Here is an 18,575-nt window from a genome sequence, read left to right on the forward strand (position 1 = left end):
TGTGTGGTCATGGCTGTTCTCGTGCGAGGCGCCTGACCTTCTCTTATGGGATGAGCAGAGACTAGAGGTCAGGCGCGAGGTCAACAAATACTAAATACTGAAAGCAGCATTCGATTAAATAGATGGCTTGCGTGGGTGGGGCTGTTCGCGGGCCACCGTCAGGAATGGGTCCACCAGCGCCGGGCGCGCCGTGCCCCGGCGCCAGGCCAGGCCCACGTCGAGGGTCTGGCTGAGGTCGGCAATCGGCCGTGCCTCGATGATGTCGCCTTCCAGGGACCAGGGGCGGTAGGTCATGTCCGGCTGGATCGACACGCCCAGGCCGGCGGCGACCAGGCTTCGCACGGCTTCCGTCGAGGCGGTGCGCAAGGTGACGCGAGGTTGCAGCCCGGCGCCGGTCCACATGCGTTGGGCGTTGTGGCCCATTTCGTCGACGTTCAGTTGAATCAGCGGCTCGCGCGCCACATCCGCCAGGTTGATGCTGTCGTGTTCCAGCAGCGGGTGCTGGGCCGGCAGCCATAAACGGTGGGGCGAGTGGGTGAGCACTTCGGTTTGCAGGGCGTGGCGGTCTTCGAGGTTGGAGAGGATCAGCACGCCGACGTCGATTTCACCGCTGACCAGCAGGTGTTCGATGTAGGGGCGTTCGTCCTCCATCACGCGGATTTCGACATTGGGGTAGGCGCGCTGGAAGCGGGTAAGCAAGTCCGCCAGGTAGTAGCCGGCGACCAGGCTGGTCACGCCGATGATCAACTGCCCGGCCACCTGGTCGGTGCTCTGTTGCAGGCTGCGCTTGGCGTTGTCGACGGTGGCGAGGATGAGGTGCGCCTGGCGCAGGAACTGGTGGCCCTGGTGGGTCAGGGTCATGCCCTTGGCGTGGCGGTTGAACAGGTTGACGCCGATTTCCTGTTCCAGTTGCTGGATCGCCAGGGTCAGGGTGGACTGGGAGATGAAGGCGGTCTGGGCAGCGGCGGAGATCGAGCCGGTCTCGGCCACGGCGATGAAGTGACGGATCTGACGCAAGGTCATCATGCTGGAATTACCAGTGGGGTGTTTTTATAGATTTGTTCGAGTGTATATCGTTTTAATTGAGGGGTAAGCGCGTTACATCTGGAAGCACTCTAGATCGGGGGTTTTTGGCACTTAGTTTTACGCTGGGGGCCTATTGGTCCTGTGAACTTGAGTTTCTGGAGGTTGTGAATGAATACCCGTGGATTGCTCGATCAACTGCTCAAATCCGGCCAGGACATGTTGCAGAACAAGGCTGGCGGGCAGCGCAAGTCAGATGACAAGGGTGCCCTTGGCGGACTGCTGGGTGGCGGCGGGTTGGGTAGCTTGCTTGGCGGTGCCGGTGGTGGGGCCCTCGCGGCCGGCGCCATGGGTCTGTTGCTGGGCAACAAGAAGGCCCGCAAGTTTGGCGGCAAGGCGCTGACCTATGGCGGGTTGGCTGCTTTGGGGGTGATTGCCTACAAGGCCTACGGTAATTGGCAGGCGCAGCAGGCCAGTGCGCCTCAAGGGGAGCCGCAGACCATTGATCGGTTGCCACCGGCCCAGGTCGAGCAGCACAGCCAGGGGATTTTGAAGGCGCTGGTGGCTGCGGCCAAAGCTGACGGGCATGTGGATGAGCGTGAGCGGGCGTTGATCGAAGGGGAGTTTGTGAAGCTGGATAACGATCGTGAGTTGCAGCAGTGGTTGCATGCCGAGCTGAACAAGCCGCTGGATCCGGCAGATGTGGCTCGGGCTGCCAGTACTCCGGAGTTGGCTGCCGAGATGTATATCGCCAGTGTGATGTTGGTGGATGAGGAGAACTTCATGGAGAAGGCTTACCTCGATGAGTTGGCGCGGCAGCTTAAGTTGGAGCCGGGGTTGAAGGCTGAACTGGAGAAGCAGGTGCGGCAGGCTGAGGTGGTTTGATTGTGTACATATCCGTTTCTGCGGTAACGGCTACTTATGGTAAAAGCAAAGACCAGAACGAAAGCAGAGCCGCTTTTCTGTAGGAGCTGGCTTGCCGGCGATGCAGGCACCTCGGTCTTCCAGACACACCGAGGTGATGCCATCGCCGGCAAGCCAGCTCCTACAGTGGACCGTGCCCGCTTTAGCTTTTGATTTGGCTTTTAAACACTCAAGCCGGCCGGTAGGCCGCTGTGCTCTTGATCTGCTTTTGATCTTGATCTTGGGCGCCCCGTTAAACCACGCTGGCCGAACGCAGGCTTTGGAGCGTGGGTAACCTGGCAGGACGCCAGGTTAGCCGTCCTGGGCCAAGGATGGCCCATGACGGCGGCCCACGGTCCAAAGCCGGAGTGAGGGCACACCGAGCCTAAGCGAGGTGCCGAGTGGTGGGGCAAGAGCGTTTTGCTTACTTTTGCGCTGTTCAAAAGTGAGCCGCTGTAAGAGCGGAACCAATAGCAGCCGTTACCGCAGCAACGGATATGCCCCCCCAAGAAAACTTTCCTCCCCCGAGCGTGACCCAGATCCCACAAGCCGTTGATTAATGATGGCATCCGCTCAGCTATACTCCTCTCCATTTGAATGGCCCTTGAGGAATTACTGTGAAGAACTGGACCTTGCGCCAACGGATTTTGGCGAGCTTTGCGGTCATCATCGCGATCATGCTGCTGATGGTAGTGGTCTCGTATTCACGCCTGTTGAAGATCGAGGCCGGCGAAGAGTCAGTCCGCGATGACGCAGTCCCCGGGGTCTACCTAAGCTCCATGATCCGCAGCGCATGGGTCGACAGCTACCTCGACACCCTCGACATCATCGGCCTGCGCAAAGACAAGACACTCACCGAAGCCGACAAGGCCGACTACAAGTCCTTCGAAGCGCGCATCATCACGCAAATGGCCAATTACAAGGCAACTATCAACGGCGCTGAGGATCAGGCCGAGTTCGATAAGTTCGAAGCCCTGCACCAGGCCTACAACAAGGCTTTGGCCGCAGTCACTGAAAACCTGCAACGCAGTGACGTCGCCGCCGCCCGCAAAGTGTTCGACGAAGAGCTGACCCCGACCTGGACCGCAGGCCGCATGAAGCTCAACGACATCATCACCGAAAACAAAAACGTCGCGGACCGCGCCACCAACGCTATCGACGACGCCGTGTCCGCTGCAAAAATCAGCATGGGCGTCTCGCTGATCCTCGCGATCCTCGCCGCTGGCCTCTGCGGCCTGCTGCTGATGCGCGCGATCATGGCGCCGATGAAACGCATCGTCGACATCCTCGAAACCATGCGCACCGGCGACTTGAGCAAACGCCTGAACCTCGAACGCAAGGACGAATTCGGCGCAGTAGAGACCGGCTTCAACGACATGATGACCGAGCTCACCGCCCTGGTGTCCCAGGCACAGCGCTCTTCGGTACAGGTCACTACCTCGGTCACCGAGATTGCCGCGACTTCCAAGCAACAACAGGCCACGGCCACTGAAACCGCCGCGACGACCACCGAGATCGGCGCTACTTCGCGGGAGATCGCTGCTACTTCCAAGGACTTGGTCCGTACCATGACCGAAGTCTCCACCGCCGCCGACCAGGCCTCGGTGGCCGCCGGCTCCGGCCAGCAAGGCCTGGCGCGCATGGAAGAAACCATGCACTCGGTGATGGGCGCGGCCGACCTGGTGAACGCCAAGCTGGCGATCCTCAATGAGAAGGCCGGCAACATCAACCAGGTGGTGGTGACCATCGTCAAGGTCGCCGACCAGACCAACCTGTTGTCCCTCAACGCTGCCATCGAGGCCGAGAAGGCCGGTGAGTACGGTCGCGGGTTTGCCGTGGTAGCCACCGAAGTGCGGCGCCTGGCCGACCAGACCGCCGTGGCCACCTACGACATCGAGCAGATGGTGCGCGAGATCCAGTCGGCGGTGTCGGCCGGGGTGATGGGCATGGACAAGTTCTCTGAAGAAGTGCGCCGTGGCATGTTCGAGGTGCAGCAGGTGGGCGAGCAGCTGTCGCAGATCATCCATCAGGTGCAGGCCCTGGCGCCACGGGTGTTGATGGTCAACGAAGGCATGCAGGCCCAGGCCACCGGCGCCGAGCAGATCAACCATGCGCTGGTGCAGTTGGGCGATGCCAGCAGCCAGACCGTGGAGTCCCTGCGTCAGGCCAGCTTTGCCATCGACGAGCTGAGCCAGGTCGCCGTTGGCCTGCGCAGCGGCGTGTCGCGTTTTAAAGTCTGATGAACGACCTCGCGGCTAAACGCGGTGCCGTTGCGGCAGTGAAGAAAGCACTGTTTTTGGTGTTTCACATCGGTAATGAACGGTATGCCCTCAAGGCCACGGAAGTGGCCGAGGTGCTGCCGCGCCTGCCGCTCAAGCCCATTGCCCATGCGCCTGCGTGGGTCGCCGGGATCTTTGCCCATCGCGGGGCAATGGTGCCGGTGATCGATCTCAGTGCCTTGACCTTCGGTACGCCGGCCCAGGCCCGCACCAGCACGCGCCTGGTGTTGGTCAATTATCAGCCGGATGCACTCACTCCGGCACGCTGGCTGGGGCTGATCCTCGAACAGGCCACCGATACCCTGCGCTGTGACCCGGCGGAGTTCCAGCCCTACGGCCTGGACAACCGCCAGGCCCGTTACCTGGGCCCGGTGCGCGAAGACGAGCGTGGCTTGATGCAGTGGATCGGCGTGGCGGACCTGCTGACGGCTGACGTGCAGGCGCTGCTGTTTGCCGCGGGCGAGGAGGGTTGATGAGCAGTGATCAACGCTTCTTCGACTTCCTTAAGGAGCGCATTGGCCTGGACGTTGCCTCGGTGGGCGAAGCGATCATCGAGCGTGCCGTACGCCAGCGCAGCATGGCGCTCAGCGCGCAGACCGCCGATCAATACTGGCAGCAATTGCAGGCCTCCACCGACGAACAGCAAGCGCTGATCGAAGCGGTGATCGTCCCCGAAACCTGGTTTTTCCGTTACCCCGAATCCTTCGCCACCCTGGGTCGGCTGGCGGTCACCCGCCTGGCCGAAATCAAGCAGATGCGCGCCCTGCGGATCCTCAGCCTGCCGTGTTCCACCGGCGAAGAACCCTATTCGATTGCCATGGCCTTGCTCGACGCCGGGCTGGCACCGCATCAGTTCAAGGTGCAGGGCATGGACGTCAGCCCGCTGTCGGTGGAGCGCGCCCGCCGTGGGGTGTACGGCAAGAATTCGTTTCGCGGCCAGGACCTCGAGTTCCGCGATCGCCACTTCACCGATCAAACCGACGGCTACCGGATTGCCGACCGGGTACGCGAACAAGTGCGCCTGCAGGTGGGCAACCTGCTGGACCCCACGCTGCTGGCCAACGAGCCCACCTACGATTTTGTGTTCTGCCGCAACCTGCTGATCTACTTCGACCAGCCGACCCAGAAGCAGGTGTTTGAAGTGCTCAAGGGCCTGACCCATGTCGACGGCGTGCTGTTTATCGGTCCTGCCGAAGGCAGCCTGCTGGGGCGCCTGGGCATGCGTTCGATTGGCGTGCCGCAGTCGTTTGCCTTCAGCCGGCATGCGGAGCCCGCGCCTGAACCGGTATTTGTGCCGATGCCCGCGCCGATTCCTCAGCGCAGTGCCGCGCCTATCCCGACCAGGCCCCGGCCATTCAGCACCGTCAGTGCCCAAGTGGTACCGATCAAGCCGCCGCCCCCGCAGTCGGACGCCGCCGATCTGCTCAGTCAGATTGCGACCCTGGCCAATGAAGGCAAGAGCCTGGAAGCCCGTGCTGCCTGCGAGCGTTATTTGCAGAGCCATCCGCCGGCGGCCCAGGTGTTTTATTGGCTGGGCCTGCTCAGCGATGTGGCCGGCAGCGCCCTGGAAGCCCAGGGTTATTACAGAAAAGCCTTGTACCTGGAACCCCAGCACCCGCAGGCCTTGATGCACCTGGCCGCGTTGCTCGAGTCCCAGGGCGATGTCGCCGGCGCCCGGCGTTTGCAGGCTCGTGCCGCGCGCAGCGAGCGAGCTGACAGTGAGCGTAAATCATGACCCTGGATCCCGAGCTGAACCTGACCCTGGCCGATACCCAGGCCATCGATGACTGCTGGAACCGCATCGGCATCCACGGTGACAAGTCCTGCCCGTTGCTGGCCGAGCACATTCACTGTCGCAATTGCTCGGTGTATTCCGCCGCCGCCACGCGCCTGCTCGACCGTTATGCCTTGCAGCAGGACGATCACCGCCCCGTCGCGACGCCGGAAGTCGAGGGTGATGTCCTCACCCGTTCGCTGCTGATGTTCCGCCTCGGCGAAGAATGGCTGGGCATCGCCACTCGCTGCCTGGTGGAAGTGGCGCCGTTGCAGCCGATCCATTCCTTGCCCCATCAGCGTTCCCGCGCCTTGCTGGGCGTGGCCAATGTGCGTGGCGCACTGGTGGCGTGCCTGTCACTGGTGGAATTGCTGGGGCTGGACAGCACCGGCAGCGGCCCCAGTGGCGCACGAATCATGCCGCGCATGCTGATCATCGCGGCGCAGGACGGCCCCGTGGTGGTGCCGGTGGACGAAGTGGACGGTATCCATGCCATTGATGAACGCACCTTGAACGCGGCGTCTGCCTCCGGCACCCAGGCCAGCGCCCGCTATACCCAAGGGGTGTTGCAGTGGAAAGGCCGCAGCCTGCGCTGGCTGGACGAGGCGCAATTGTTGTCTGCCGTGACCCGGAGCCTCACATGACCCCCGACCAGATGCGCGATGCCTCGCTGCTGGAGCTGTTCAGCCTGGAAGCCGACGCCCAGACCCAGGTGCTCAGCGCCGGCCTGCTGGCCCTGGAGCGCAACCCGACCCAGGCCGACCAGCTCGAAGCCTGCATGCGCGCCGCCCATTCCCTGAAGGGCGCGGCGCGGATTGTCGGGGTGGACGCGGGGGTCAGCGTGGCCCACGTGATGGAAGATTGCCTGGTCAGCGCCCAGGAAAGCCGCTTGTACCTGCTGCCGGAACATATCGACGCACTGCTGCAAGGCACCGATTTGCTGATGCGCATTGCTACGCCGGGCAATACCGTGGGCCCGGCGGACATCGAGTCCTATGTGGCATTGATGGAGCGGTTGCTCGATCCGTCGCAGAAAGTCGCACCGCCCGCTGCGCCAAAGCCTGCGCCGCCGCCCACACCCGCGCCAGAACCTGAATTGTCGATGGAAGCGCTGCTGACCCTGCCGCCGGAGCCCGAACCCGCGCCGCCGGTCAGTGCCGAACTGCCACGCCAAAATAAGCGCATGACCGAAGGCGGCGAGCGGGTGTTGCGGGTGACCGCCGAACGTTTGAACAGCCTGTTGGACCTGTCCAGCAAGTCCCTGGTGGAAACCCAGCGGCTCAAGCCTTACCTCGCCAGTTTGCAACGCCTCAAGCGCATCCAGAGCAACAGCGCCCGCGCCCTGGAAAACCTCGACGGCCACCTCAAGACCGTCGACCTGAGCCTGGAAGCCCAGGAAGCGCTGGCTGATACCCGCCGCCTGTTGAGCGAAGCCCAGGCGCTGCTCGCGGAAAAAACCGCCGAAATCGACGAGTTCGGCTGGCAGGCCGGGCAACGCGCCCAAGTCTTGTACGACACGGCGCTGGCGTGCCGCATGCGGCCGTTTGCCGACGTGCTGGCCGGGCAGGTGCGCATGGTGCGTGACCTGGGCCGCAGCCTTGGTAAACAGGTACGCCTGGAAATCGAAGGCGAGAAAACCCAGGTCGACCGCGATGTGCTGGAAAAACTCGAAGCGCCGCTGACCCATTTACTGCGCAATGCTGTGGACCACGGCATTGAAATGCCCGAGCAACGCCTGCTGGCGGGCAAACCGGCTGAAGGCCTGATCCGCCTGCGGGCGTCTCACCAGGCCGGCTTGCTGGTGCTGGAGTTGAGCGACGACGGCAACGGTGTCGACCTCGAGCGCCTGCGCGGCACCATCGTCGACCGGCATTTGTCGCCGGTGGAAACCGCCCTGCGCCTGAGCGAAGAGGAACTGCTCACGTTCCTGTTCCTGCCGGGGTTCAGCCTGCGGGACAAGGTCACCGAGGTCTCGGGGCGCGGGGTCGGCCTGGATGCGGTGCAGCATATGGTGCGCCAGTTGCGCGGCGCGGTGGTGCTGGAGCAGACGGCGGGGCAGGGCAGTCGCTTCCACCTGGAAGTGCCGTTGACCCTATCGGTAGTGCGCAGCCTGGTGGTGGAAGTTGGCGAGGAGGCCTACGCCTTCCCGCTGGCCCACATCGAGCGCATGTGCGATCTTGCGCCCGACGACATCGTGCAACTGGAAGGTCGCCAGCATTTCTGGCACGAAGGCCGGCATGTCGGCCTGGTCGCCGCCAGCCAGTTGCTGCAGCGCCCGCCGGGGCAGGGCAGTCAGGAAACCCTGAAGGTCGTGGTGATCCGCGAGCGCGATGCGGTCTACGGGATTGCCGTGGAGCGTTTTATCGGCGAGCGCACGCTGGTGGTATTGCCCCTGGACGACCGGTTGGGCAAGGTCCAGGACATCTCCGCCGGAGCGTTGCTCGATGACGGCTCGGTGGTGCTGATCGTCGACGTCGAAGACATGCTGCGATCGGTGGACAAACTGCTGAATACCGGTCGTCTGGAACGCATCGCCCGACGCACCCAGCAAACCCTCGAAGCACCGCGCAAGCGTATTCTGGTGGTGGATGACTCGCTGACCGTGCGTGAGCTGCAACGCAAATTGTTACTTAATCGCGGTTATGAAGTGGCCGTGGCGGTCGATGGCATGGATGGCTGGAACGCGCTGCGCTCCGAAGACTTCGACCTGCTGATCACGGACATTGATATGCCTCGCATGGACGGTATTGAATTGGTCACACTCTTGCGCCGTGATACTCGCCTGCAATCCCTGCCGGTGATGGTTGTTTCCTACAAGGATCGGGAAGAAGACCGTCGCCGTGGACTGGACGCCGGCGCCGACTATTATCTAGCCAAGGCCAGCTTCCATGACGACGCGCTGTTGGACGCGGTGGTGGAGCTGATTGGAGGAGCACGGGCATGAGGATTGCGATCGTCAATGACATGCCCATGGCCGTGGAGGCCTTGCGCCGGGCGTTGAGCCTAGAGCCGGCCCACGAAGTGGTGTGGGTTGCGGGCAACGGCCTGGAAGCAGTGCAGCGTTGCGCCGAGTTCACGCCCGACCTGATTCTGATGGACCTGATCATGCCGGTGATGGACGGTGTGGAGGCCACCCGGCAGATCATGGCCGAGACGCCCTGTGCGATCCTGATTGTCACCGTCGACCGCCAGGCCAACGTCAGCCGTGTATTCGAAGCCATGGGCCATGGCGCCCTGGACGTGGTTGACACGCCTGCACTGGGCGTGGGCAATCCGAAGGACGCCGCGGCACCGCTGTTGCGCAAGATCCTCAATATCGGCTGGCTGATTGGCCAGCGTGGCAGCCGCGTGCGGGCCGAGCCTGCGCCCCAGCGGGCCACGGGCAAACGCCAGAGCCTGGTGGCCATCGGTTCGTCCGCAGGCGGCCCGGCTGCCCTGGAATCCCTGCTCAAGGGCTTGCCCCGGGACTTCTCGCCGGCCATTGTGCTGGTGCAGCATGTGGACCAGGTGTTCGCCGCCGGCATGGCCGAATGGCTGAGCAGTGCCTCGGGCCTGCCGGTGCGCCTGGCCCGGGAAGGCGAGCCGCCCCAAAGCGGTGTCGTGTTGCTGGCGGGCACCAATCATCACATTCGTCTGCTGAAGAACGGCACGCTGGCCTACACCGCAGAGCCTGTGAACGAGATTTACCGGCCGTCCATCGACGTGTTTTTCGAGAGCGTCGCCAGCTACTGGAATGGCGATGCCGTTGGCGTGCTGCTGACGGGGATGGGGCGTGATGGCGCCCAGGGACTTAAGTTGATGCGTCAGCAAGGCTACCTGACCATCGCGCAGGACCAGCAAAGCTGTGCTGTTTACGGCATGCCCAAAGCGGCAGCGGCGATTGACGCGGCTGTTGAAATTCGCCCATTGGACAGAATTGCGCCACGATTGCTGGAGGTATTCGCAAAATGACCGATATCACACGCTGTCCTGGCCTGCAGGTAGTAATTCAGGTGACCGTAAATGAATGATTTGCAGCTCGACGACTTCAAGACCGACGAAAACGCCGCCATGGTGCTGCTCGTCGACGACCAGGCGATGATCGGCGAGGCCGTACGCCGGGGCCTGGCCCATGAAGACAATATCGACTTCCACTTTTGCGCCGACCCGCACCAGGCCATTGCCCAGGCGATCCGTATCAAGCCGACGGTGATCCTGCAGGACCTGGTGATGCCGGGTCTCGATGGCCTGACCCTGGTGCGCGAATACCGCAATCACCCGGCGACGCAGAACATCCCGATCATCGTGCTTTCCACCAAGGAAGACCCGCTGATCAAGAGCGCGGCGTTTGCTGCCGGGGCCAACGATTACCTGGTCAAGCTGCCGGATAACATCGAACTGGTGGCGCGCATCCGCTATCACTCGCGCTCCTACATGACCCTGTTGCAACGGGACGCGGCCTACCGGGCGCTGCGGGTCAGCCAACAGCAGTTGCTGGACACCAACCTGGTGCTGCAACGGCTGATGAACTCCGACGGCCTGACCGGGCTGTCCAATCGCCGGCATTTCGACGAATACCTGGAACTGGAATGGCGCCGCGCCATGCGTGACCAGACCCAACTGTCGCTGCTGATGATCGACGTGGACTTCTTCAAGACCTACAACGACAGTTTCGGCCACCTGGAAGGCGACGAGGCGTTGCGCAAGGTGGCGGCGACCATTCGTGATGCCAGCAGCCGTCCTTCGGATTTGCCGGCGCGTTATGGCGGTGAAGAGTTTGCCCTGGTGCTGCCCAATACCTCGCCGGGCGGTGCGCGGCTGGTGGCCGAGAAACTGCGCCAGGCGGTGGCGAGCCTGAAAATCCCGCACATTGCCCCGGCAGAAGGGGCGAGCCTGACCATCAGTATTGGCTTGGCGACCATGACCCCGGTGCAGGGCACCGATTGCCGGCAATTGATCTCGGCGGCGGACAAGGGCCTGTACCTGGCCAAGCACAATGGGCGCAATCAGGTGGGGATCGAGTAGGGAATACGGTCTGCGGGATGTCGCAGACCTAATGTGGGAGCGGGCTTGCTCGCGAATGCGGTGTGTCAGTCAATGCATCTGGCGACTGAACCACCGCATTCGCGAGCAAGCCCGCTCCCACATTTGATCTTCATCGCTGTCTGGATGGTGCATATCCCCGCCTTTTCGGCCAAGCGGACTGCCGTTATCAGCCGTTTGTCGTTATACTCGTCGGCTTTCAAAAGTTCGCCAACGAGTGCTGCCCGCCATGGAAATCAACCCGATCCTTAACACCATCAAGGACCTGTCCGAGCGCTCCGAAACTATTCGGGGGTATCTTTGACTACGATCAAAAGCATGAGCGTCTGACCGAAGTCAATCGCGAGCTTGAAGATCCGGCTGTCTGGAACAAACCTGAATACGCCCAGGAACTGGGCCGCGAGCGCGCTGCGCTGGCGCAGATCGTCGACACCCTCGACGAATTGAACACCGGTCTGGGCGATTGCCGCGACCTGCTGGACATGGCCGTCGAAGAAAACGACGAAGGCGCAGTGGGCGATGTCGTCGCCGAGCTGGCCCGTCTCGAGGAAAACCTCGCCAAACTCGAATTCCGCCGCATGTTCAGCCATGAAATGGACCCGAACAACGCCTACCTGGACATCCAGGCCGGTTCCGGCGGCACCGAAGCCCAGGACTGGGCCAACATCCTGTTGCGCATGTACCTGCGCTGGGCCGACAAACGCGGTTTCGACGCGACCATCATGGAACTGTCGGCCGGTGAGGTCGCCGGCATCAAGGGCGCGACCGTGCACATCAAGGGCGAATACGCCTTTGGCTGGCTGCGGACCGAGATCGGCGTACACCGCCTGGTGCGCAAGAGCCCGTTCGACTCCGGCAACCGTCGCCACACGTCGTTCTCCGCCGTTTTCGTCTCGCCAGAGATCGACGACAAGGTGGAAATCGAGATCAACCCGGCAGACCTGCGGATCGACACCTACCGTTCCTCCGGTGCCGGTGGCCAGCACGTAAACACCACCGACTCGGCCGTACGTATTACCCACGTACCGACCAATACCGTGGTGAGCTGCCAGAACGAACGTTCCCAGCACGCGAACAAGGACACCGCCATGAAAATGCTGCGGGCCAAGTTGTACGAGCAGGAAATGCAGAAACGCAACGCCGCGTCCCAGGCGCTGGAAGACACCAAGTCGGATATCGGCTGGGGTCACCAGATCCGCTCGTATGTGCTCGACGCGTCGCGGATCAAGGATCTGCGTACCAACATCGAACGCAGCGACTGCGACAAGGTGCTCGACGGTGATATCGACGAATACCTGGAAGCCAGCCTGAAATCTGGCCTGTAACTCCTTTGTAGGAGCCGGCTTGCCGGCGATCCCCGGCCGCAGGCCGGGGACAACGAACCTGATGGAAAATTTAAAGACATGAGCGACCAACAACTCGACCCGCAAGCCCTGCAACAGGAAGAAAACTCCCTGATCGCCCTGCGCAAGGAAAAGCTTGCTGCCGAGCGCGCCAAGGGCAATGCCTTCCCGAACGACTTCCGCCGCGAAAACTACTGCGATGCCTTGCAGAAACAGTACGCGGACAAGACCAAGGAAGAGCTGGCAGAGGCTGCAATCCCGGTCAAGGTTGCCGGTCGCATCATGCTCAACCGTGGCTCGTTCATGGTGATCCAGGACATGACCGGTCGCATCCAGGTCTACGTCAACCGTAAAACCCTGTCCGAAGAAACCCTGGCCTCGGTAAAAACCTGGGACATGGGCGACATCATTGCCGCCGAAGGCACCCTGGCGCGTTCCGGCAAGGGTGACCTGTACGTTGAAATGACCAGCGTGCGCCTGCTGACCAAATCCCTGCGCCCGCTGCCGGACAAGCACCACGGCCTGACCGACACCGAGCAGCGCTATCGCCAGCGCTACGTTGACCTGATCGTCAACGAAGAAGTGCGCCAGACCTTCCGCGTGCGTTCGCAGGTTATTGCGCACATCCGCAGCTTCCTGATGAAGCGCGACTTCCTCGAAGTTGAAACACCGATGCTGCAAACCATCCCGGGTGGTGCCGCAGCCAAGCCGTTCGAAACCCACCACAACGCGCTGGACATGGAAATGTTCCTGCGTATTGCGCCTGAGCTGTACCTCAAGCGGCTTGTTGTTGGCGGCTTCGAAAAAGTGTTCGAGATCAACCGCAACTTCCGTAACGAAGGCGTTTCGACTCGTCACAACCCTGAATTCACCATGTTGGAGTTCTACCAGGCCTACGCCGACTACGAAGACAACATGGACCTGACCGAGGAACTGTTCCGCGAACTGGCGCAACTGGTCCTGGGCACCACCGACGTGCCATACGGCGACAAGGTGTTCCACTTCGGCGAGCCGTTCGTGCGCCTGTCGGTGTTCGACTCGATCCTCAAGTACAACCCTGAGCTGACCGCCGATGACCTGAACGACATCGACAAGGCCCGCGCCATCGCCAAGAAAGCCGGCGCCAAGGTGCTGGGCTTCGAAGGCCTGGGCAAATTGCAGGTGATGATTTTCGAAGAGCTGGTGGAGCACAAGCTGGAGCAGCCGCACTTCATTACCCAGTACCCGTTCGAAGTGTCGCCGCTGGCCCGTCGCAACGATGACAACCCGAACGTCACCGACCGTTTCGAGCTGTTCATCGGCGGCCGTGAAATCGCCAACGCCTACTCCGAGCTGAACGATGCCGAAGACCAGGCCGAGCGCTTCATGGCCCAGGTGGCTGACAAGGACGCTGGCGACGACGAGGCGATGCACTACGACGCCGACTTCGTACGCGCCCTGGAATACGGCATGCCGCCTACCGCCGGTGAAGGTATCGGCATCGACCGGTTGGTGATGTTGTTGACCAACTCGCCGTCGATCCGTGACGTGATCTTGTTCCCGCACATGCGGCCACAAGCGTAACCGTAGCGAAATCCGAAGCCGCCTTTTATAAGGCGGCTTTTTTATGTGGCGTTTATAAGCGTCAAGTAAACAGCGCCAGGTGATCGTTCCCACGCTCTGCGTGGGAACGCAGCCCGTGACGCTCCGCGTCACACTGTGGAGGAAGATCCGTCGTGAACCGCGTAATGGCTCAAAAGGGTGCCGCCGGCATTGCCGCTGCCGTGGCTGAAAGTGTTCAGTACCAGGGCCGCAAGGCCAGTCGCCGGGGCAGTGAGCAGCGCAGGCAGGACATTCTCGATGCAGCGATGCGCATCGTGGTACGCGAAGGCGTGCGTGCCGTGCGTCACCGTGCGGTGGCGGCGGAAGCCGGTGTGCCGTTGTCGGCCACCACCTATTACTTCAAGGACATCGACGACCTGCTCACCGACACCTTCGCCCAATATGTGGAGCGCAGCGCCGCGTTCATGGGCAAGTTGTGGGTGCGTAACGAAGGCCTGCTGCGCGAGATGGTGGCTTATGGCGACGGCAGCCCGCAGTCGCGCTCGCAACTGGCCGATGACATCGCGCGCCTGACCGCCGATTACGTGCAACGCCAATTGCTCAACCGCCGTGAGCACCTGATGGCCGAGCAGGCGTTTCGCCAGGAAGCGCTGCTGAACCCGCGCCTGGGCGAGCTGGTGCGCTCCCACCAGCAAATCCTGCTGCAGGGCACTTGCCAGTTTTTCCAGGTATTGGGTTCCCGCGAGCCGCAACAGGATGCCAAAGTGTTGACGGCGATTATCGGTCGGATGGAATATCAGGGCCTGCTGGGCGGCTCAGAGCCTCTGACCAGCGAAGAAATGCTTGAGATCCTCAAGCGTTACATGCATTTGGTGTTGGCTTCGGTCTGACACAGGGGATTGTCCAATGAAAGCCTGGCGCGTCGTCGTGATCGCCTTGTCGTTCCTGTTGCTCAGCGGTTGCCTGGTGACCTTCAAGGACCCGTTGCCCGCCAGCGAGGCGGCGCCTGATGGTCTGCTTGGCAAATGGGCCAGCAAAAACGCCTGGGGTGAGCCGCTCAACCTGCAAATCAGCCGCGTCGGTAAGCACCGCTACAAAGCCGTGAGCTACCCTAAGGCCAAGCCGGGCCAGCGGGATGAATACCTGTTCACGGTTTCCCGGCATGGCAGCCGCTGGTATCTGTCGGCGCCATTGCCGGCCAGGTTCGGCGGGCATTACATCCTCGCCGGGTTCGAATTGAATGATGAGCACGAGCTGGTGGTCTACAACCTCGACCTGGATCAGGTCCACCAGGCGGTCGGCCAGAAGGTCCTGAGTGGCAGCACCGTCGAAACCGTCGAGGGTGCCGGTGTGTTGATCGACAGTTCCATGGCCCGGGTATTTGCGTACCTGGATGATCCGGCCAATGCCGATGTGTTCGTCGAAGCCGTGCGCTACCAGCGTGCAGGCAAATAACGTTTAAAGAGGAAGTACCGGGTGGACGATTACCAGCAGACGATACGCGCCTTGTCCGATCGCATTGTGCTGGCGCAAACACCGATTCGCGTCCTCGACGCCGTGAAGTGGGACGAGAATATTCGCCAGGGATTCCTCAAGGCCAAGGGCAAGGAAATGCCGGCGGTGGACCGCGACTACTACCTGACCCGGCCGCTGTCGTTCGATTCCAGCGCGGTGAAGCTGGAGTTCCAGAACATCGAGCGTGACATCACCCGTCAGCTTGGCCAGTTCAACCCGGTCGGGCAGATCATGCGGCGCATGTGCAAGGAGTACCGCATGGTGGTGCGCATGCTCGAAGCGCGGGGCACCGAGGATTTCGGCCTGATCTCCCAGGAGCTGTACGGTGCCGCTTCCGATGCGTTCCATGCCGGTGACCCGACCCTGGCCGACCTCGGCCTGATGATGTCGGACTACCTGAACAATATCGATGGCCGTGGCGACCTCAAGGACGAAGCCAAGACCCTGACCGCCAAGGACGCCGTCAACCTGCTGCAGAGCCGCCTGAACAAGGTATTCGGCGAGGCCGAGGAAACCATCCGGGTGTTCGAGTCCGACGGTATCGTGGCGGATGCGGCGGCAGGTGCCGACTACATCAAGATCCGCGCCGACGCGATGTTCAACGACCGCGACGTGCGCGCCCTGGAGGTCCATGAAGGCCTGGTGCACGTGGGCACCACCCTCAATGGGCAAAACCAGCCGATCTGCACCTTCCTGTCCAAGGGCCCGCCCTCGTCGACCGTGACCCAGGAAGGCCTGGCGATCCTGATGGAAATCATCACCTTCGCCTCCTACCCCAGCCGTCTGCGCAAGCTGACCAACCGCACTCGCGCCATTCATATGGTGGAGCAGGGAGCCGACTTCCTGCAGGTGTTCGAGTTCTTCCGTGAGCAGGGCTTTGAGATGGCGGAAAGCTACGGCAACGCGAGCCGGGTTTTCCGTGGGTCGACGCCTACGGGTCTGCCGTTTACCAAGGATTTGTCCTACCTCAAGGGCTTTATCATGGTTTACAACTACATTCAGTTGGCCGTGCGCAAAGGCAAGCTGGAGCAAGTGCCGTTGTTGTTCTGCGGCAAGACCACCCTGGAAGACATGCGTACCCTGCGCCAACTGGTGGACGAAGGCCTGGTGGTGCCACCCAAATACCTGCCGGATCAGTTCCGCGACATGAATGCGTTGGCGGCGTGGATGTGTTTCTCCAACTTCCTCAACCATTTGAGCCTGGACCGGATCGAGGCGGATTACTCCAATATCCTTTAACGATATCTCTGAAGGAACTCAGTCAAAATGTGGGAGCGGGCTTGCTCGCGAATGCGGTGTATCAGCAACAGATGTGGTTACTGAATCACCGCATTCGCGAGCAAGCCCGCTCCCACCTTTGATCTCCATAGGTCTTCAGGATCGTTCCCAACCCATTCACGAGGCTTCAACGGATGAGAATCCTCGGCATTCTTTGCCTGCTACTGACCCTTAACGGCTGCAGCTCCTTATTGTTCTATCCGGAGCGCGGCATGCCGTTCACCCCGGAAAAGGCTCGTCTGCAATACCGTGACGTCACATTGACCACCGCCGATGGCCTGAAGCTCCACGCCTGGTGGCTGCCGGCCAAGGCCGGCGTGCCGCTCAAGGGCACGGTGCTGCACCTGCACGGCAATGGCGGCAATCTCGCCTGGCACCTCGGCGGCAGCTGGTGGCTGCCGGAGCAGGGCTATCAAGTGCTGTTGGTGGACTATCGCGGCTACGGGTTGTCCGAAGGCGAACCTTCGCTGCCGGCGGTTTACCAGGACATCGACGCCGCTTTCAAGTGGATCGACAGCGCCCCCGAAACCCAGGGCCAGCCACTGATCGTGCTGGGCCAAAGCCTGGGCGGCGCGCTAGTGGTGCACTACCTGGCGGAACATCCCGAACGTCAGCCGCAGCTCAAGGCGCTGGTACTGGACGGTGTGCCGGCCAGTTATCGTGACGTAGGACAATTCGCCCTCAGCACCTCCTGGCTAACATGGCCATTCCAGGTGCCGTTGTCGTGGCTGGTGCCGGACGCCGACAGTGCGATCAACGCCATGCCCCGGCTGACCGGCGTGCCGAAATTGTTATTCCATAGCCTGGATGACCCGATCGTGCCGCTCTCCAACGGCATTCGTCTGTATCAGGCTGCGCCGCCACCGCGGGTGCTGCAACTGACCCGGGGTGGCCACGTGCAAACCTTTGCCGACAAGACCTGGCAAACCGTGATGCTGCGCTACCTGGACGACCCCCAGCATTTCAACGGGCTGCGCCGCCTGGGGGAAATCCCCAATTACCCGGCGGCCCCGAATTCCAACGCAGAGAACCCGCAATGAGCGAAGAACGCAACATGATCCCCCTGATCCTCACCGGCATCGGCACCATCATCGGTACCGTTGGCTGCCTGTGGTACTACGGCTATTTGCACTTCGCCAAGCCCGAGGATGCGTTGCTGCTCAGCGACTTCACCATGCTCAAGACCGTGCCGGGCGAGGACTACAAAATCTCCCTGACCCCGGCCGCCCAGGTGGCGCAATGCGTTGATGGCGTGCTGGTGCTGTTTGATACCGAACAGAAAGGGCTGACCGGCGTACTGGTGAACAGCAAGAAACAGGCGGTGCGTTGCATGGGGCAGGAAACGCCGCAATTGGAGCAGTAGCGCGAGTCAAGTGGGAAAGGTCTGGAACCATTTTAAGTGGATTACCACAGATTCCGTACTGGCCAGCAGCGCTGGATCGGTTATCTCGGATACTTAATTTGGAGTCACTTGAATGGACATTCCTCGCGTAAACAACTCGTCTTCCCCATTCACTGCAGGTGCGGGGGGAGGTGATTCGCGACTTCAGCAATTGGAACAAGAGATTCAGAAGTTGAAGAACCAGATCGCCCAAGGAGGCGGTGGTGCACAGGGCGCGCAGGGCGAAGAAAGCCTTGAGGAAAGGCTCAAGAGGCTCGAGGCGGAGCTGGCCCAACTCAAAGGGCAGGCGGCTCCGGAGCAGGATAACTCGGCGCAAGTAAGCTACTGACCCGATGCTCTTGAAGCGCACTGGGACCTCTTGATTCCTGGCCTGCAAATAAAAGAATCCCGCCATTTGGCGGGATTTTTCATGCGGCCTCAAACGATCATTCAGCGACGGAGCGGTCGGCGTGGTGTGCGGGCTGGGCCCTCCGGTGCAGTCGTAGTTGATGATG

Annotated in this window: 17 protein-coding genes; 16 read left to right on the forward strand and 1 reads right to left on the reverse strand. The window is 61.7% G+C overall.

The genetic code is table 11. The features are described from left to right. Positions 1-114: 114 nt before the first annotated feature. Positions 115-1,026, reverse strand: coding sequence for a LysR family transcriptional regulator (locus C0058_RS05945; protein ID WP_003209548.1), 912 nt, complete (start codon positions 1,024-1,026; stop codon positions 115-117). 168 nt (positions 1,027-1,194) lie between these two features. Between C0058_RS05945 and C0058_RS05950 the strand changes: the two genes are divergently transcribed. The 16 genes from C0058_RS05950 (at position 1,195) to C0058_RS06035 (ending at position 18,409) form a co-directional block, all read left to right on the forward strand. Beyond that, on the forward strand, positions 1,195-1,908 hold the full coding sequence (locus C0058_RS05950; RefSeq protein WP_003209547.1) for a tellurite resistance TerB family protein: 714 nt from the start codon (positions 1,195-1,197) through the stop codon (positions 1,906-1,908). Between the two features lie 635 nt (positions 1,909-2,543). Beyond that, a complete protein-coding gene (locus tag C0058_RS05965; RefSeq protein ID WP_102368205.1) occupies positions 2,544-4,166 on the forward strand; it encodes a methyl-accepting chemotaxis protein in 1,623 nt (540 codons plus the stop codon). Further along, positions 4,166-4,678 (forward strand): chemotaxis protein CheW, encoded by a 513-nt coding sequence (locus C0058_RS05970; RefSeq protein ID WP_102368206.1) that lies wholly within the window; start codon positions 4,166-4,168, stop codon positions 4,676-4,678. The genes C0058_RS05965 and C0058_RS05970 overlap by 1 nt, the downstream gene beginning before the upstream one ends. After that, positions 4,678-5,940, forward strand: coding sequence for a protein-glutamate O-methyltransferase CheR (locus C0058_RS05975; RefSeq protein ID WP_102368207.1), 1,263 nt, complete (start codon positions 4,678-4,680; stop codon positions 5,938-5,940). The genes C0058_RS05970 and C0058_RS05975 overlap by 1 nt, the downstream gene beginning before the upstream one ends. Next, positions 5,937-6,623, forward strand: coding sequence for a chemotaxis protein CheW (locus tag C0058_RS05980; protein ID WP_102368208.1), 687 nt, complete (start codon positions 5,937-5,939; stop codon positions 6,621-6,623). Before C0058_RS05975 ends, C0058_RS05980 begins: the two co-directional genes overlap by 4 nt. Beyond that, on the forward strand, positions 6,620-8,923 hold the full coding sequence (locus tag C0058_RS05985; protein ID WP_102368209.1) for a hybrid sensor histidine kinase/response regulator: 2,304 nt from the start codon (positions 6,620-6,622) through the stop codon (positions 8,921-8,923). Before C0058_RS05980 ends, C0058_RS05985 begins: the two co-directional genes overlap by 4 nt. Next, complete coding sequence (locus C0058_RS05990; protein ID WP_003219250.1) at positions 8,920-9,930, forward strand: chemotaxis response regulator protein-glutamate methylesterase; 1,011 nt, start codon at positions 8,920-8,922, stop codon at positions 9,928-9,930. The genes C0058_RS05985 and C0058_RS05990 overlap by 4 nt, the downstream gene beginning before the upstream one ends. 51 nt (positions 9,931-9,981) lie before the next feature. Next, complete coding sequence (locus C0058_RS05995) at positions 9,982-10,983, forward strand: diguanylate cyclase (RefSeq protein ID WP_003219248.1); 1,002 nt, start codon at positions 9,982-9,984, stop codon at positions 10,981-10,983. Positions 10,984-11,230: 247 nt separating this feature from the next. Continuing rightward, positions 11,231-12,326 (forward strand): peptide chain release factor 2 gene (gene prfB, locus C0058_RS06000; protein ID WP_096236834.1). Its coding sequence is split into 2 segments (ribosomal slippage): positions 11,231-11,302 and positions 11,304-12,326, totalling 1,095 coding nucleotides; the frame shifts between segments, so codons are not numbered across the junction. 78 nt (positions 12,327-12,404) lie between these two features. Next, positions 12,405-13,907 carry a lysine--tRNA ligase gene (lysS, locus tag C0058_RS06005; RefSeq protein ID WP_003219243.1) on the forward strand — a complete coding sequence of 501 codons (1,503 nt, stop codon included), beginning with the start codon at positions 12,405-12,407 and terminating at the stop codon, positions 13,905-13,907. A 152-nt stretch (positions 13,908-14,059) separates the two neighbouring features. After that, positions 14,060-14,776: a TetR/AcrR family transcriptional regulator gene (locus tag C0058_RS06010; protein ID WP_102368210.1), complete on the forward strand. Its 717-nt coding sequence runs from the start codon at positions 14,060-14,062 to the stop codon at positions 14,774-14,776. Between the two features lie 16 nt (positions 14,777-14,792). Next, entirely contained in the window at positions 14,793-15,341 is a 549-nt protein-coding gene (locus C0058_RS06015; RefSeq protein WP_003219239.1) for a hypothetical protein, read from the forward strand. Between the two features lie 21 nt (positions 15,342-15,362). After that, the gene (locus C0058_RS06020) at positions 15,363-16,640 is read left to right on the forward strand and encodes a flavohemoglobin expression-modulating QEGLA motif protein (protein ID WP_003219237.1); all 1,278 of its coding nucleotides are present in this window, start codon (positions 15,363-15,365) and stop codon (positions 16,638-16,640) included. 173 nt (positions 16,641-16,813) lie between these two features. Beyond that, positions 16,814-17,719: an alpha/beta hydrolase gene (locus C0058_RS06025; protein WP_102368211.1), complete on the forward strand. Its 906-nt coding sequence runs from the start codon at positions 16,814-16,816 to the stop codon at positions 17,717-17,719. Further along, positions 17,716-18,042, forward strand: coding sequence for a hypothetical protein (locus tag C0058_RS06030; protein ID WP_003219233.1), 327 nt, complete (start codon positions 17,716-17,718; stop codon positions 18,040-18,042). Before C0058_RS06025 ends, C0058_RS06030 begins: the two co-directional genes overlap by 4 nt. A 112-nt stretch (positions 18,043-18,154) precedes the next feature. Then, positions 18,155-18,409, forward strand: a complete 255-nt coding sequence (locus C0058_RS06035; protein ID WP_102368212.1) for a FlxA-like family protein — start codon at positions 18,155-18,157, stop codon at positions 18,407-18,409. Positions 18,410-18,575 lie beyond the last annotated feature (166 nt).

This window comes from Pseudomonas sp. NC02 (assembly GCF_002874965.1).
In the GTDB taxonomy this organism is placed as follows: Bacteria; Pseudomonadota; Gammaproteobacteria; order Pseudomonadales; family Pseudomonadaceae; genus Aquipseudomonas.